9 protein-coding genes, 3 tRNA genes and 1 pseudogene are annotated in these 13,171 nt (G+C 37.3%); 11 read left to right on the top strand and 2 right to left on the bottom strand.

Annotated elements, in window-relative coordinates; genetic code table 11:
* Positions 1 to 166: 166 nt before the first annotated feature.
* Positions 167 to 2,593, top strand: coding sequence for an endopeptidase La (gene lon, locus ACFILD_RS05445; RefSeq protein ID WP_375643071.1), 2,427 nt, complete (start codon positions 167 to 169; stop codon positions 2,591 to 2,593).
* 229 nt (positions 2,594 to 2,822) lie between these two features.
* Positions 2,823 to 3,101 (top strand): HU family DNA-binding protein, encoded by a 279-nt coding sequence (locus ACFILD_RS05440; RefSeq protein WP_273791158.1) that lies wholly within the window; start codon positions 2,823 to 2,825, stop codon positions 3,099 to 3,101.
* 1,053 nt (positions 3,102 to 4,154) lie between these two features.
* Here the strand turns inward: ACFILD_RS05440 and trmFO are convergent.
* Positions 4,155 to 5,567, bottom strand: coding sequence for a methylenetetrahydrofolate--tRNA-(uracil(54)-C(5))-methyltransferase (FADH(2)-oxidizing) TrmFO (gene trmFO, locus ACFILD_RS05435; protein WP_375664867.1), 1,413 nt, complete (start codon positions 5,565 to 5,567; stop codon positions 4,155 to 4,157).
* Between the two features lie 134 nt (positions 5,568 to 5,701).
* Between trmFO and ACFILD_RS05430 the strand changes: the two genes are divergently transcribed.
* From ACFILD_RS05430 to ACFILD_RS05405, 6 genes are all read left to right on the top strand, one after another.
* Positions 5,702 to 5,784: transfer RNA gene (locus ACFILD_RS05430), tRNA-Leu, on the top strand.
* Positions 5,785 to 5,919: 135 nt separating this feature from the next.
* Positions 5,920 to 7,347 carry a trigger factor gene (tig, locus tag ACFILD_RS05425; RefSeq protein WP_273791160.1) on the top strand — a complete coding sequence of 476 codons (1,428 nt, stop codon included), beginning with the start codon at positions 5,920 to 5,922 and terminating at the stop codon, positions 7,345 to 7,347.
* A 129-nt stretch (positions 7,348 to 7,476) separates the two neighbouring features.
* Entirely contained in the window at positions 7,477 to 8,976 is a 1,500-nt protein-coding gene (gene gatB, locus ACFILD_RS05420; protein WP_273791161.1) for an Asp-tRNA(Asn)/Glu-tRNA(Gln) amidotransferase subunit GatB, read from the top strand.
* Between the two features lie 182 nt (positions 8,977 to 9,158).
* Positions 9,159 to 9,557, top strand: coding sequence for an NADH:ubiquinone oxidoreductase subunit NDUFA12 (locus tag ACFILD_RS05415; RefSeq protein ID WP_012755018.1), 399 nt, complete (start codon positions 9,159 to 9,161; stop codon positions 9,555 to 9,557).
* A gap of 90 nt (positions 9,558 to 9,647) precedes the next feature.
* Complete coding sequence (locus ACFILD_RS05410) at positions 9,648 to 10,073, top strand: DUF2155 domain-containing protein (RefSeq protein ID WP_375631374.1); 426 nt, start codon at positions 9,648 to 9,650, stop codon at positions 10,071 to 10,073.
* A gap of 884 nt (positions 10,074 to 10,957) precedes the next feature.
* Positions 10,958 to 11,689 carry a rhomboid family intramembrane serine protease gene (locus ACFILD_RS05405; RefSeq protein WP_375658310.1) on the top strand — a complete coding sequence of 244 codons (732 nt, stop codon included), beginning with the start codon at positions 10,958 to 10,960 and terminating at the stop codon, positions 11,687 to 11,689.
* Here ACFILD_RS05405 and ACFILD_RS05400 read toward each other — a convergent pair.
* Positions 11,686 to 12,516 carry a TrmH family RNA methyltransferase gene (locus ACFILD_RS05400; RefSeq protein WP_375637362.1) on the bottom strand — a complete coding sequence of 277 codons (831 nt, stop codon included), beginning with the start codon at positions 12,514 to 12,516 and terminating at the stop codon, positions 11,686 to 11,688. The genes ACFILD_RS05405 and ACFILD_RS05400 overlap by 4 nt on opposite strands.
* Before the next feature lie 206 nt (positions 12,517 to 12,722).
* On the opposite strand from ACFILD_RS05400, the gene ACFILD_RS05395 reads away from it, so the two are divergent.
* The 3 genes and pseudogenes from ACFILD_RS05395 to ACFILD_RS05385 form a co-directional block, all read left to right on the top strand.
* Positions 12,723 to 12,806 (top strand) — tRNA-Tyr (locus tag ACFILD_RS05395).
* 31 nt (positions 12,807 to 12,837) lie between these two features.
* Positions 12,838 to 12,911: transfer RNA gene (locus ACFILD_RS05390), tRNA-Gly, on the top strand.
* Positions 12,912 to 13,091: 180 nt separating this feature from the next.
* Positions 13,092 to 13,171 (top strand): annotated as a pseudogene (locus tag ACFILD_RS05385) (elongation factor Tu); the annotation flags it as partial.

Raw genomic sequence — 13,171 nt, 5'->3', positions numbered from 1 at the left:
TATAAAAGGTGGTAATGAATGGTATTTGATGGGTGTTTCTAATAATATCATTATAATGCTTGATTTATGTATGAGTAATTACCACTTCATGTACAGTGAAGAGCTGAGGTTTTCTAAAGGTGAGCTGGTTGTTGTAGGTAGCTCATAGGCTCCAGAAAGGAGAGTTATGCAATATATTGATGAAAAGACAGATGAAGTAAGAGATGGGGTTTATGCTGTTTTACCTCTTCGTGATATTGTTGTCTTCCCCCATATGATTGTTCCACTTTTTGTGGGCCGCGAAAAATCAATTCGTGCTCTTGAAGAAACGATGGCGGTTGATAAGCAAATACTATTGGTGACACAAAAAAATGCTTCTGATGACGATCCAAAATCAGAGGATATTTATCATATTGGTACATTTGCTAATATTCTTCAACTTTTAAAGCTTCCTGATGGTACTGTAAAGGTTTTGGTTGAAGGAACTGCACGTGCAAAAATTAGTCAATTTGCTTTAAGTGAAGGTTATCATCAGGCTTTTGCAACTGTTACAGAAGAACCTAGAGAGAGTGATGTTGAGATTGAAGCTCTTTCAAGGTCAGTGATTGCTTATTTTGAAAACTATGTAAAGCTTAATAAAAAAATCTCTCCTGAAGTTGTGAATGCGATTGGCCAGCTTGATAATCCTTCTAAGCTTGCCGATACGATTGCTTCTCATTTGATGATTAAACTTGCAGAAAAGCAAGAAATATTAGAGCTCTTACCTGTGCGGGCCCGTCTTGAACGTGTTTTGTCCTTCATGGAAGGAGAAATTTCTGTTTTGCAGGTTGAAAAACGTATTCGTTCGCATGTTAAACGGCAAATGGAAAAAAACCAACGAGAATATTATCTCAATGAGCAGATGAAGGCTATTCAAAAAGAGTTAGGAGCAGGTGATGATAGCCGAGATGAACTCTCTGAATTAGAAGAACGTATCAAGAATACAAAACTATCCAAGGAAGCGCAGGAAAAAGCTGGAGCAGAATTGAGAAAATTACGGAATATGTCTCCTATGTCTGCAGAAGCGACAGTTGTACGTAACTATCTTGATTGGTTATTAGCAATGCCTTGGGGTAAAAAATCTAAGATTAAAAACAATTTAGATTTTGCTGAAAAGGTCATGAATAATGAACATTTTGGTCTTGAAAAAGTTAAGGAGCGAATTATTGAATATTTGGCCGTACAAAGTCGCGCGTCAAAGATAAAAGGCCCCATTATTTGTTTGTTAGGTCCTCCAGGTGTTGGGAAAACATCATTAGCGCGCTCTATTGCAAAGGCAACGGGGCGTGAGTATGTTCGTATCTCATTGGGAGGTGTCCGGGATGAAGCAGAAATTCGTGGACATCGCCGAACATATATTGGCTCGATGCCTGGAAAAATTATCCAGTCTATGAAAAAAGCAAAAAAATCTAATCCGCTTTTCTTGCTTGATGAAATTGATAAAATGGGACAAGATTTTCGTGGCGATCCTTCATCTGCTTTATTAGAAGTTCTTGATCCTGAACAAAATGGTACGTTCATTGATCACTATTTGGAAGTTGAATATGATCTTTCTGATGTCATGTTTATCACAACTGCCAATACGCTTAATATTCCAGGTCCGTTAATGGATCGTATGGAAATTATTCGTATTGCTGGTTATACTGAATGTGAGAAAATGGAAATTGTTAAACAGCATCTTTTTCCAAAGGCACTAAAAGATCACTGTTTGTCTAAAAAAGAACTCAGTATTTCTGATGGAGCACTAAGGTCAATTATTCAGTTTTACACACGTGAGGCAGGCGTTCGTAACCTTGAGCGTGAACTCATGAAAATTTCCCGCAAATCCGTTACAAAAATTCTCAAAACGCATCAAAAATCTGTAAAAGTTACAGAAAGTAATATTCATGATTTCTTGGGTGTTAAACGTTATCATTACAATCAGATTGAAGGCGAAAATCAAATTGGTGTTGTGACAGGCCTTGCGTGGACAGAAGTCGGCGGAGAGTTATTGACCATTGAAGGAGTTATGATGCCCGGCAAAGGTAAGATGACTGTAACTGGAAATTTACGTGATATTATGAAAGAGTCCATTTCAGCGGCCGCATCTTATGTGCGTTCTCGTGCTGTTGATTTTGGTATTGAGCCTCCACTTTTTGAAAAACGCGATATCCATGTTCATGTTCCAGAGGGGGCGACACCAAAAGATGGTCCCTCTGCTGGGATTGCAATGGTGACAGCAATTGTGTCGGTCCTTACAGGAGTAGCTGTGCATAAAGATATTGCAATGACTGGTGAAATTACTTTACGTGGACGCGTTTTACCCATTGGTGGATTAAAAGAAAAACTCTTAGCAGCTCTTCGAGGAGGGATAAAAAAAGTACTTATTCCTGAAGAAAATGCAAAAGATTTGGTTGATATTCCTGATGATGTCAAAAATAATATGGAAATTATTCCGGTAAATCATGTGAGTGAAGTTTTGAAACACGCTTTGGTTCGTTTTCCAGATACTATTGAATGGAAAGAACCCTCTACAGTGGCTGTCCCAATCCGGTCAGAGAGCAGTGATAGTGACGGAATACAGATTGCGCACTGATTCACTTATCTCATTTATAACGGCATTTTTTAGGTGGCAGAAGGCGTTGTTGAGGTTATTATTTTGTTTTTTGTTGGAAAAAGTGAAAAATTCCGTGAATAACTGTGATTATTGCTAAAAAAACAATGTTTTGGATAAAAATAAGACTTCTGTTTGCTGTACTTTTCAATAAACTGACCAATAACATGATTAAGTCATGTTCAGGTAATATAGGGAAAGGAAATATTTTATGAATAAAAGTGAATTGGTTAGCTCCGTTGCTGAAAAGGCAGGTGTTTCGAAAGCGCAAGCTGGTGCTGTTGTTGATGCTTTTATGGCTTCTGTAACAGAAGCTTTAGCTTCAGGGGGAGATGTTCGTCTTCCAGGTTTTGGCACTTTTGAAGTTTCTCATCGTGCTGCAACAAAGGGGCGTAATCCTTCAACTGGTGCTGAAATCGATATTCCAGCACGTTCTGTACCCAAATTTTCTGCAGGAAAAAGCCTTAAAGAAGCAGTTAATAAAAAATAATTTAAGCTACATTAAAAAAACCCGATTTATTTATAAGCGGGTTTTTTTAACACATGTGTTATGTGCATTTTTCATATAAAACTTTGAGATCTTTGCGATATTTTTTATTTTCATGTATTGCTGGAAATATATTTTTTTAGTCATTTTCAATGAAATATTGCACTGTATTAATTGAGCACGGGTATGGCTTATAAAATGTAATATTAACTTTTATTACGCTGAAGTGTTACGGTATTTATTTCAAAACAAGATCCGTAAATAATATGAGGCGGAAAACTCTGTAAAGTCCATAAAAGTTATTATATATCACCATTTACGCTTAATAAAAGTGCATGTTGGTGCCACCGTGCTATCTATTTTCTCAGTTCCTATAATGTTGCGACTAGCCCCAGATATCTGAGACGAGTGCATAAGGGATAGTTTTATTCTTTTACTCTTATACGCCAACCTTTCTTGTGACACACCAAGAGGATAATTTTATTGATTTATTAGAGAGCCTGAAATGAAAGAATCTTTTGATATTCAGATTTGGTTTTCAATATTGTGATTTTTCTTGGCATTTGAGAGGGGAGAGATAGCTCCAGCTCTATCCTACAAATATTTTTTCCATATCTTTATTTCACTTGTGATATGCAAGCGAGTATTTTTCCTTCATCATACAAGAGTTAAAATGAGAGAACATCACAAATTTTGAGGGAGGAAGTTACAAAACAGAAAAATTACTCTTATAAAATAATATACATTACGTAATATAAAAACTATTAATAAAGATAGTACAGTATTACGTGTGTATTTTTCATCTATTTTTTTGATTATTCATAATATATTTATATGATTATTTTTTTTAGTCATTAAATCATATTAAATTGTTGATAGCGGTAAAGGTTTTTTATAGCCAAAAGTTATTTTACAGCACCTACATAATTGAATAAATGATGAAATGTAGGTAGTATTTATTGATTGGAGGAGACAGTCTTTAAAAGGCTTTAGAATGATTTTTTCACGAGAGTCATAAAGATCTATTCAGTAGGTGAGAGGCGAATCGTATGTTTTTTATAAACAGGAGCTCTTTGATTCTTTATCTGCTAACCACTGAGTACAATCATTGAGAGCTCTCGCTGTTATGGCTTGTTTTTTTACTAATTTTTTTTCTTTACTTGGTAAGCGTTTCCCTGAATGTTTAATAGAAGCAATAGGGGGAAAAAGTCCGAAATTGATATTCATTGGCTGAAAAGACTGTGTTTCTGCTTTTTCATCTATGATGTGTCCCCCCGTAATATGATTCAAAAGGGCTCCGAATGCTGTAGTTTGTGGGGGGAGGCAAGGGGAAATATGATGATATTCGGCAGCAGCAAAACGTCCAGCAAGAAGCCCTATTGCCGCTGATTCTACATAACCTTCACATCCGGTAATTTGCCCTGCAAAGCGTAGTTGTCTTTTTTGTTTTAAACGAAGGGTTTGATCAAGAATAATTGGCGAGTTGAGGTAGGTATTGCGGTGAAGACCACCAAGACGCGCAAACTCTGCTTTTTCAAGACCGGGAATCATTCTAAAAATACGAATTTGTTCACCATATTTCAGTTTTGTTTGAAAGCCGACCATATTATAAAGCGTTCCAAGTTTATTATCTTGGCGTAATTGAACGACAGCATAGGGTTTAACTGTAGGGTTATGGGCATTAGTTAAGCCCATAGGTTTCATAGGACCATGTCTTAACGTTTCAAGTCCGCGCTCAGCCATAATTTCAATGGGGAGGCATCCATCAAAATAGGGCGTTTTTTCAAAGTCACGAAACTCTGTTTTTTCAGCATTTTTTAACGCTTCAACGAATGTTTCATATTGTTCTTTGTTGAGAGGACAATTAAGATAATCTTTTCCTGTTCCCTCAGGACCAATTTTATCATAGCGAGATTGATACCAACAAATGTTGATATCAATACTGTCGGTATGGATAATAGGTGCAATCGCATCAAAAAAAGAAAGAGCTTTTATACCGGTTATTGCTTGTAATTTTTGAGTAAGTGCAGGCGATGTAAGGGGGCCCGTTGCAATGACAACATGTTTCCAAGCTTTAGGAATTTCTTGAACTTCTTCACGTTTGATTGTTATAAGGGGGTGGTTTTCGAGTGCTGTCGTAACGGTTTTTGAAAATCCATCACGGTCAACAGCAAGAGCACTCCCTGCGGGAACTTTGTTGGCATCAGCAGCTTTCATAATTAACGATTTTGCTAATCGCATTTCAGCATGTAAAAGCCCTACGGCATTTGTTAATGAATCATCGCAACGAAACGAATTTGAACAAACCAATTCTGCCAATTTATCTGTTTTATGGGCATCTGATTTTTTTTCAGGCCGCATTTCATGCAAAACAACAGGAATTCCTGATTGAGCGATTTGCCAGCTCGCTTCACACCCCGCAAGACCGCCACCGATGATATGAATTGGGATATCAAATGTCTTTAACATAATTGACTTTTAGCGTAAGCAGTTATGTATGAAAAGCATAGATTTTGTTTTTTTTAATATATTTGTTTGCTTTTTTTCTGTAATTAATGGTATAGAAACGCCGCTTGTATAAGGTTATTAGCTTGTAAGTTTGAGCGGATGTGGCGAAATTGGTAGACGCACCAGATTTAGGTTCTGGCGGGAGACCGTGGGGGTTCGAGTCCCTCCATCCGCACCAAAGCAATCCCTTAGGTGCTACGGATTTCTACGTGTCTGAAATTCCGCTTCATGGTAAATGTAACACTCGAAGTGTTAGAATGTAATGATTATTAGAGTGGGTTGATCCCTCTCCTTAGAAAAATGAAGGTGTTTAATGCAGGTTACCGAGACGCTTAATGAAGGACTGAAGCGCGAAATTAAGATCGTGGTTCCAGCGAAAGATTTAGAAGAAAAGTTGAATGAACGATTGGATGATACCAAGGGAAAAATCAAGCTTAATGGTTTTCGTCCCGGTAAAGTGCCTAGTGGGCATTTGCGAAAAATGTATGGTAAATCCTTTATGGCGGAGATTCTCAATGAGATACTCAGTGATGCACCCCGTTCTATTTTAGCAGACCGCAATGAACGTGCAGCGATGCAGCCAAAAATTGATATAGATGAAGATGAAAAAATTCTAGATGGCAAAGCTGATTTTACTTTTAGTTTAAAGTATGAAGTTTTACCAAAAATTGACATTAAAGATTTTGAACACATTACGGTTATCCGTGAAATTGCAACTGTTCCTGAACAGGATATTGATGATCAAGTCAAACGCGTCCTTTCTTCTACGCGTAATTATTCCCTAAAAGAGGGGAATTCTGAAGAAGGTGATCGTATTACCATAGATTATCAAGGTAAGCTTGAAGGCGTTCCATTTGAAGGTGGGGCAGATAGTGATGCACAACTGATTCTTGGGTCAAAACAATTTATTCCTGGTTTTGAAGAGCAATTGGTTGGTGTGAAAGCTGGGGATGCAAAAACGATTTTTGTTAAATTTCCAGATAATTACAGTGCGGCACATTTGGCGGGACGGGAAGCAGAGTTTGACATTACTATCAAAGCTGTCTTTAAACCAGATGAATTAAAAATTGATGATGAAGCAGCGCAAAAAGTTGGTTTAGAGTCTCTAGATCGCTTACGTGAGGTCGTTCGTGGGCAGATTGAAAGCCAATATGGTTCAGTGACACGTCAAAAAGTTAAGCGTCAAATTCTTGATGCTTTAGATGCTGATTATAATTTTGAGATTCCTGAAGAACTTTTAGAAGTTGAGTTTAACAATATATGGGCTCAGGTTAATGATGATTTGAAAAAGGCTGGGCGCAGTTTTGAAGATGAAGGTATTACAGAAGAAAAGGCACGGGAGGAATATCGTGTCCTTGCGCAGCGTCGTGTTCGTCTTGGTTTGGTGCTTTCTGAAATTGGAATGAAGGTTGGTGTTAAAGTTAGTGAGGATGAGCTAAAAGCAGCCGTTTTTGATCAGGTTCGCCAGTATCCTGGACAAGAGAAAGAGATTATGGATTTTTTCCGTAGGACTCCGGAAGCTGTTGAAAATCTACGTGCTCCGATTTTTGAAGAAAAGGTCATTGATCATTTATTAGCACAGATAAAAGTCACAGATAAAGAAGTGACGGTTGAAGAGTTGATGAAAGAATATGACGAATCAGATGTTCCTGAAGAAAAGCCGGCAAAGAAAAAGTCTGCAGTGAAAGAAACGTCTACAGAGAAAAAACCAGCTAAGAAAAAGGCTCCTAAAAAAGCTTAATATTTATGCAAACAGAACAAGCCCGATAGAAACGGGCTTGTGTTGTAAGATTTATGTTCTGGGGTTACACTGAGAGAATGGTTTTAGATAAGCCATGAGTATATTTTAAATATTGGTAGTGGATTGGCAATGAGCATCATTGATACGCGTACTCCTGATTCTAAGCGTTTTATTTCTGGAGTTACAGGTGATTGGGAAGTCATCATTGGCATGGAAGTTCATGCGCAAATCATATCAAATTCAAAACTTTTTTCAGGAGCATCAACAAAATTTGGTGCAGAGCCGAACAATCATGTATCACTTATTGATGCAGCCATGCCAGGTATGTTGCCTGTTCTTAATCAAGAATGTGTTCGTCAAGCGGTTCGAACGGGGTTAGGATTAAAGGCGCATATTAATTTAAAGTCTGTTTTTGATCGCAAAAATTATTTTTATCCAGATTTACCGCAGGGGTATCAGATTTCTCAATTTCGCTATCCCATTGTGGGAGAGGGAAAGATTATCATATCTGTTGGTCCAGATTCGAATGGCCAATTTGAGGATATTGAAGTGGGAATTGAGAGGTTGCATCTTGAACAGGATGCTGGAAAATCGATGCACGATCAACATCCAACGATGTCTTTTGTAGATCTTAATCGTTCTGGTGTTGCTCTTATGGAAATTGTTTCCAAACCTGATATGCGCTCATCAGATGAAGCCAAAGCCTATATGACAAAATTGCGTACGATTGTTCGTTATTTGGGCACTTGCGATGGCAATATGGATGAAGGTTCTATGCGTGCAGATGTCAATGTATCTGTTCGTCGTCCTGGTGAAGATTTTGGAACGCGCTGTGAAATTAAAAATGTTAATTCTATTCGCTTTATTGGTCAAGCAATTGAGTATGAAGCGCGTCGTCAGATCGCAATTTTAGAAGATGGAGGCGTCATAGATCAAGAGACTCGGCTTTTTGATGCCGCTAAAGGTGAAACGCGTTCTATGCGCTCAAAGGAAGAAGCGCATGACTATCGTTATTTTCCTGACCCTGATCTTTTACCATTAGAATTTGATCAAGCATTTGTGGATGCTTTGGCAGCAGACTTACCAGAATTGCCTGACGCTATAAAAGCACGTTTTATTAAGGAAATGGGATTGACAGTGTATGATGCTTCCATTCTTGTGACAGAAAAGGCTATTGCTGATTATTTTGAAGAGGTAGCGCGTGGGCGTGATGGAAAAATAGTTGCCAATTGGGTGATTAACGACCTTTTAGGGGCTTTAAATAAAGATAATCGTGAGATTGAAGAGTCCCCAGTATCGCCAAATCAATTGGGAAGTATTATTGATCTCATAAAAGAAGGAGTTATTTCTGGAAAAATTGCCAAAGATCTTTTTGAGATTATTTGGAATGAGGGGGGTGATGCACGCCAAATTGTAGAAGAGCGAAATATGAAGCAGGTAACGGATACAAAGGCTATTGAAAGAGCTGTTGATGAGATCGTTGCTAATAATTCTGATAAAGTTGCGCAAGCAAAGCACAAACCTGCTTTAGCTGGTTGGTTTGTTGGACAGGTAATGAAAGCAACAGGTGGTAAGGCAAATCCCCAAGCTGTTAATGAATTGGTTAAGATGAAACTTGGCATAGATTAAATTTTTATGGGGTGGAGAAGAAGCCATACATATGATATCTTCTTGAAATTAAAGGATAGCACGTTAACCTATCAATTGGAATTGTAGTTGAATTTACGAGTAACTTTTTCGATAATTTCAATCGTTAATAATTTTATTCCAACGATTAATTTCATGAGCGCACTAAATGAATGGAATAGCAGATGGCTCGTTTTTTTAAGCAAATCTTCACATGGTGGAATGGCAATACCATTGGTACGCGTTTTTTCACATGGCGCAAAGGTAAGCGGATAGGGGAAGATCAATTTGGAAATATATATTATGAAGGAGGACTTCATAAGGATGGTTATCCGCACCGTTGGGTTATCTATAAAGACTATTCTGAGGCCTCTACTATTCCACCAGGTTGGCACGGCTGGATTCATCATCGCTGTGAGTGTCCACCAACACAGGAGGATTATCATCCTTATGAATGGGAAAAGCCTCATGTTGCAAATATGACAGGAACAAGTGAGGACTATCGACCAAAGGGGGCTATCACTTCCAATGGAGAGCGTTCTTGTGTGCATGAAGATTATGATGCGTGGTCACCTAAAAAATAACATGTTTTAATGTGCGTGTGTATTTTTGTCTTATTTGACTCTATGTTATGAAAAGAATTATTTTTTTAAGGTGCGATTGATTTTGATATGATGAGATTTTTTTTATTGTTAGGGGTGAGGCATTTTTTATATATTTTTTTAATGGGAATTTTAGTGTTTTTATCCTTAAATAGTGGAGTGCGGGCTGAACGTATTAGCAATGGAATTGCTGTTTTTGCGGGTCTTGACAAAATCACGGGGCGGACTACACGTTTTGAAGTTACTCTTGGTAAAATTTATCAGTACGGTGCATTACAGGTAACTCCACGTGCGTGTTATACGAGCTCTAAAGATGAACCCACGCGTACAACAGGTTTTGTTGAAGTCAATGAAGTGACATTAGATAAAAAAATACGGCGTATTTTTACAGGATGGATGTTTGCGGATAGTCCTGGTTTGAACGCTGTTGAGCATCCTATTTATGATGTATGGTTAAAGGATTGCAAGCAGAATTCTCAAGATCTTCCTCTTCAATGATTAGTGTATTATCTATTTATAATACATTGATTTATAATGGTTATTTATCATTTTACAACTTAATAGGAGGTTCAAATTCCTATGATTACCTCATTTAAAATTTTTTATATTGAATTGATCCAAACTATTCTCTTGCGCGTTAAAAGTGACGGATGTGTAAATAAGACTGTCTAAGAAAGGAATAAAAAACTCCGTCATGAACTGTTTAAATTCAAAGATGCATCATTAGAATAAACATATTTTTTCAGTGTTTCATAAGAGACAGTTCTTGAATTATATCTGTAAAAGGTTGAAATGAAAGGCTTGTTTATATTTGTTAAAGAGATGAACTGACGCTTTTGCATTTATGAGGGAAACAGACTATCAAGTAAGTAATTCATCATGAAACACTAATTATTATATCTAGAGAACGCTGTATTGGTATTTTTTCTCATAGAGATGTCGCTTTTCGTTCAAAGCGTAGAAGCAATGCAGGCTATATTAATGGAAAAATTGAGATTTAAGATTCTTTAAAGTTTATCAATCGAAGTATAGCTTGGTTAAAAAATGCAATAATCAATATATTTCTAGTAAGAAAATAATGTTTATATATTTTTATTATATACCACACTCATAAGTGAGTTTGTCTATTTGTAAGTTCTTGTATATTGCATGATAACTTCACATTTAAGTAAGCAGAATACCATTAAGTTTGTAAATCATATTCTTGGTATCCATGTTTTTTAAAATCTTTTGTATAAAATACACGTGTTTTCATGTAGAGCTATTGAAAATTTTAAAAGAGGCCTCGAAGAGGCGTTAAAAAGATTTTGCATCACTGGGAGTGGTATATTTCTTTTGTATAAAGAATAACCCATTTTCTGAAAAATACGAGATTTTATACAATGAAAGTTTCTAGTCACCACCATAATGATGTTTCCCGATTGCCGAAACAACCTAAAGAACCTTTATTGAATGTTCCATTTATTATAGTTGTTTTGATAGCATTTTGTTTTTGTCTTTATTGCATTTCTCAGTATTTTTTTTCTCATCAGTTTTATGTTGAAAGCCTTGAGTTTTTTTCATTTATACCAGCATTGTTTAAGAGGGATCCTGTAGCATTTTGTTATACCATGGTGAGTTATTCATTTATGCATAGTAGTTTTAAACATGTTGCTCTTAATATGGTTTGGCTTTTGGTTTTTGGCTCTCCTTTAGCAAGGCATTTTGGTGTTTTACGTTTTTTAATTTTTTGGGTGTTAACGGCAGTTATTTCTGTTTTGACTTATTTTACATTTCATCAAGAAAGTACCATATCACTTATTGGGGCGTCAGGTGCCGTATCTGGAATGATGGGTGCTATTGCACGTTACGGTTTTCCTAGTGGTAATCTAGCTGTCAATGCGCAGAACGAAAAACTTTTAGGACCTTTATTATCTGTCAAAAAAGCTCTGTGTTCTAAGGGGGTTCTTGTTTATATGAGTGTATGGCTGACGACTGATTTGATCATAGGTATTTCTTCTATTTTGTTTGAAGAAAATGGCATCTCAATAGCATGGGAAGCTCATATTGGCGGGTTTTTTGCGGGTTTTTTGTTGGTTGGTTTTTTTGATGTTTCACAAAAAATTAAAAACTAGAATCTAAGATATTGATGTGCCACATAAAGAGCTATTGTTGCTGCATTTGAAACATTTAATGATTTAATATTTCCAGGCATGTCAAGGCGTGTTAAAGCGCAAACGGTTTCGCGTGTTTTTTTACGTAAACCTTTACCTTCTGCTCCTAAAACAAGAGCAATTTTATTCCCTGTTAATGCTGTTTCTAGAGGTTGGTCACCTTCTGAATCGAGACCAAAGCTTGTAAAACCTGTTTGATGAAGTTCTTGAAGAGCTTCAGCGAGGTTTCGTACGGTAATATAATGAATCATTTCCAGAGCTCCAGATGCCGCTTTCGCAAGAACACCGCTTTCGTGGGGAGAGTGACGGCAAGTTGTAATAAGTGCTTTAGCTTTCAATGCAACTGCAGAGCGCATAATAGCGCCAACATTATGTGGATCGGTAATTTGATCCATGACAATGACCAGATCAGTATTGGTTAGTTCCGACAGTTTGCATGGTTTGAGGGGGAGAGTTTCCAGAACAATACCTTGATGAACAGCCTCACTTCCAACAAGCGAATCAAGATATTTGGGGGTGCATAATGTAACAGAGCAAGGATAATCTGATTCGGATATATTTAATCGTTTTAAGGCATTTTGTGTAACGTAAAGACATTTTAAAATTCTTTTTGGGTTTTCTAAAGCAGCCTGAACAGAATGAATACCATAAAGATAGATGATCCCTTGCTGTAAAGAAGCAGCTTTCTTCTTTGGGTGTGTAAAAGATCGAGAAGGAGAGCCTTTTGTATCGCGATATCGGCGACGCAAACGAGCATAATGAGAATTTTGTGATGTTTTTTCTTTCATAGCTTCTTTATAGCGTGTTAATAAGAAAAATAGAGAGAAAAAAATCTATGATTTAAAATTATGAGCAGGAAATTTGTACAGAACTGTATTTATTCTGTTGACAGATACAATAGTAATCGTCATAACCACTTCGCAATCAGATTGAATTGAATGGGTATTCAAGATGGTTGTCGTGATGTCTCATTGCGTGACTTTATCGGTGTAATGGAGGGGTGCCCGAGTGGTTAAAGGGGGCGGACTGTAAATCCGTTGCGTATGCTACGTTGGTTCGAATCCAACCCCCTCCACCATTCATCGAAGGAGAGTTAGTACGTGGGTCATGCGGGTATAGCTCAATGGTAGAGCAGCAGCCTTCCAAGCTGAATATGCGGGTTCGATTCCCGCTACCCGCTCCAAATGGTTGTTGATGATTGGGCAAATAGGTATGATGGAGGATATTCCATTTATAGATTGGGTGGGGTTTTGCCTCTAAGAGTTGTGGTTATTGGGCTGTTTACAGTCTGGTCAGACTCATTTTTGCAGGACTGACCCTAGGTGCTAACAAAAATAGGGAATAAAACAAGAGATTAATAGCAATGGCGAAGAGCAAGTTTGAACGAACAAAACCGCATGTTAATATTGGTACGATTGGTCACGTTGATCATGGGAAGACCTC

Source organism: Bartonella sp. CL162QHHD (assembly GCF_042195435.1).
Classification (GTDB): domain Bacteria; phylum Pseudomonadota; class Alphaproteobacteria; order Rhizobiales; family Rhizobiaceae; genus Bartonella.
This window is presented reverse-complemented; position numbering and strand designations above follow the sequence as displayed.

Excerpts from the sequence above, each read along its gene's own strand:
- lon (WP_375643071.1), top strand. The coding sequence starts at position 167 with ATGCAATATATTGATGAAAAGACAGATGAAGTAAGAGATGGGGTTTAT.
- ACFILD_RS05440 (WP_273791158.1), top strand. The coding sequence starts at position 2,823 with ATGAATAAAAGTGAATTGGTTAGCTCCGTTGCTGAAAAGGCAGGTGTT.
- trmFO (WP_375664867.1), bottom strand. The coding sequence starts at position 5,567 with ATGTTAAAGACATTTGATATCCCAATTCATATCATCGGTGGCGGTCTT.
- tig (WP_273791160.1), top strand. The coding sequence starts at position 5,920 with ATGCAGGTTACCGAGACGCTTAATGAAGGACTGAAGCGCGAAATTAAG.
- gatB (WP_273791161.1), top strand. The coding sequence starts at position 7,477 with ATGAGCATCATTGATACGCGTACTCCTGATTCTAAGCGTTTTATTTCT.
- ACFILD_RS05415 (WP_012755018.1), top strand. The coding sequence starts at position 9,159 with ATGGCTCGTTTTTTTAAGCAAATCTTCACATGGTGGAATGGCAATACC.
- ACFILD_RS05410 (WP_375631374.1), top strand. The coding sequence starts at position 9,648 with ATGAGATTTTTTTTATTGTTAGGGGTGAGGCATTTTTTATATATTTTT.
- ACFILD_RS05405 (WP_375658310.1), top strand. The coding sequence starts at position 10,958 with ATGAAAGTTTCTAGTCACCACCATAATGATGTTTCCCGATTGCCGAAA.
- ACFILD_RS05400 (WP_375637362.1), bottom strand. The coding sequence starts at position 12,516 with ATGAAAGAAAAAACATCACAAAATTCTCATTATGCTCGTTTGCGTCGC.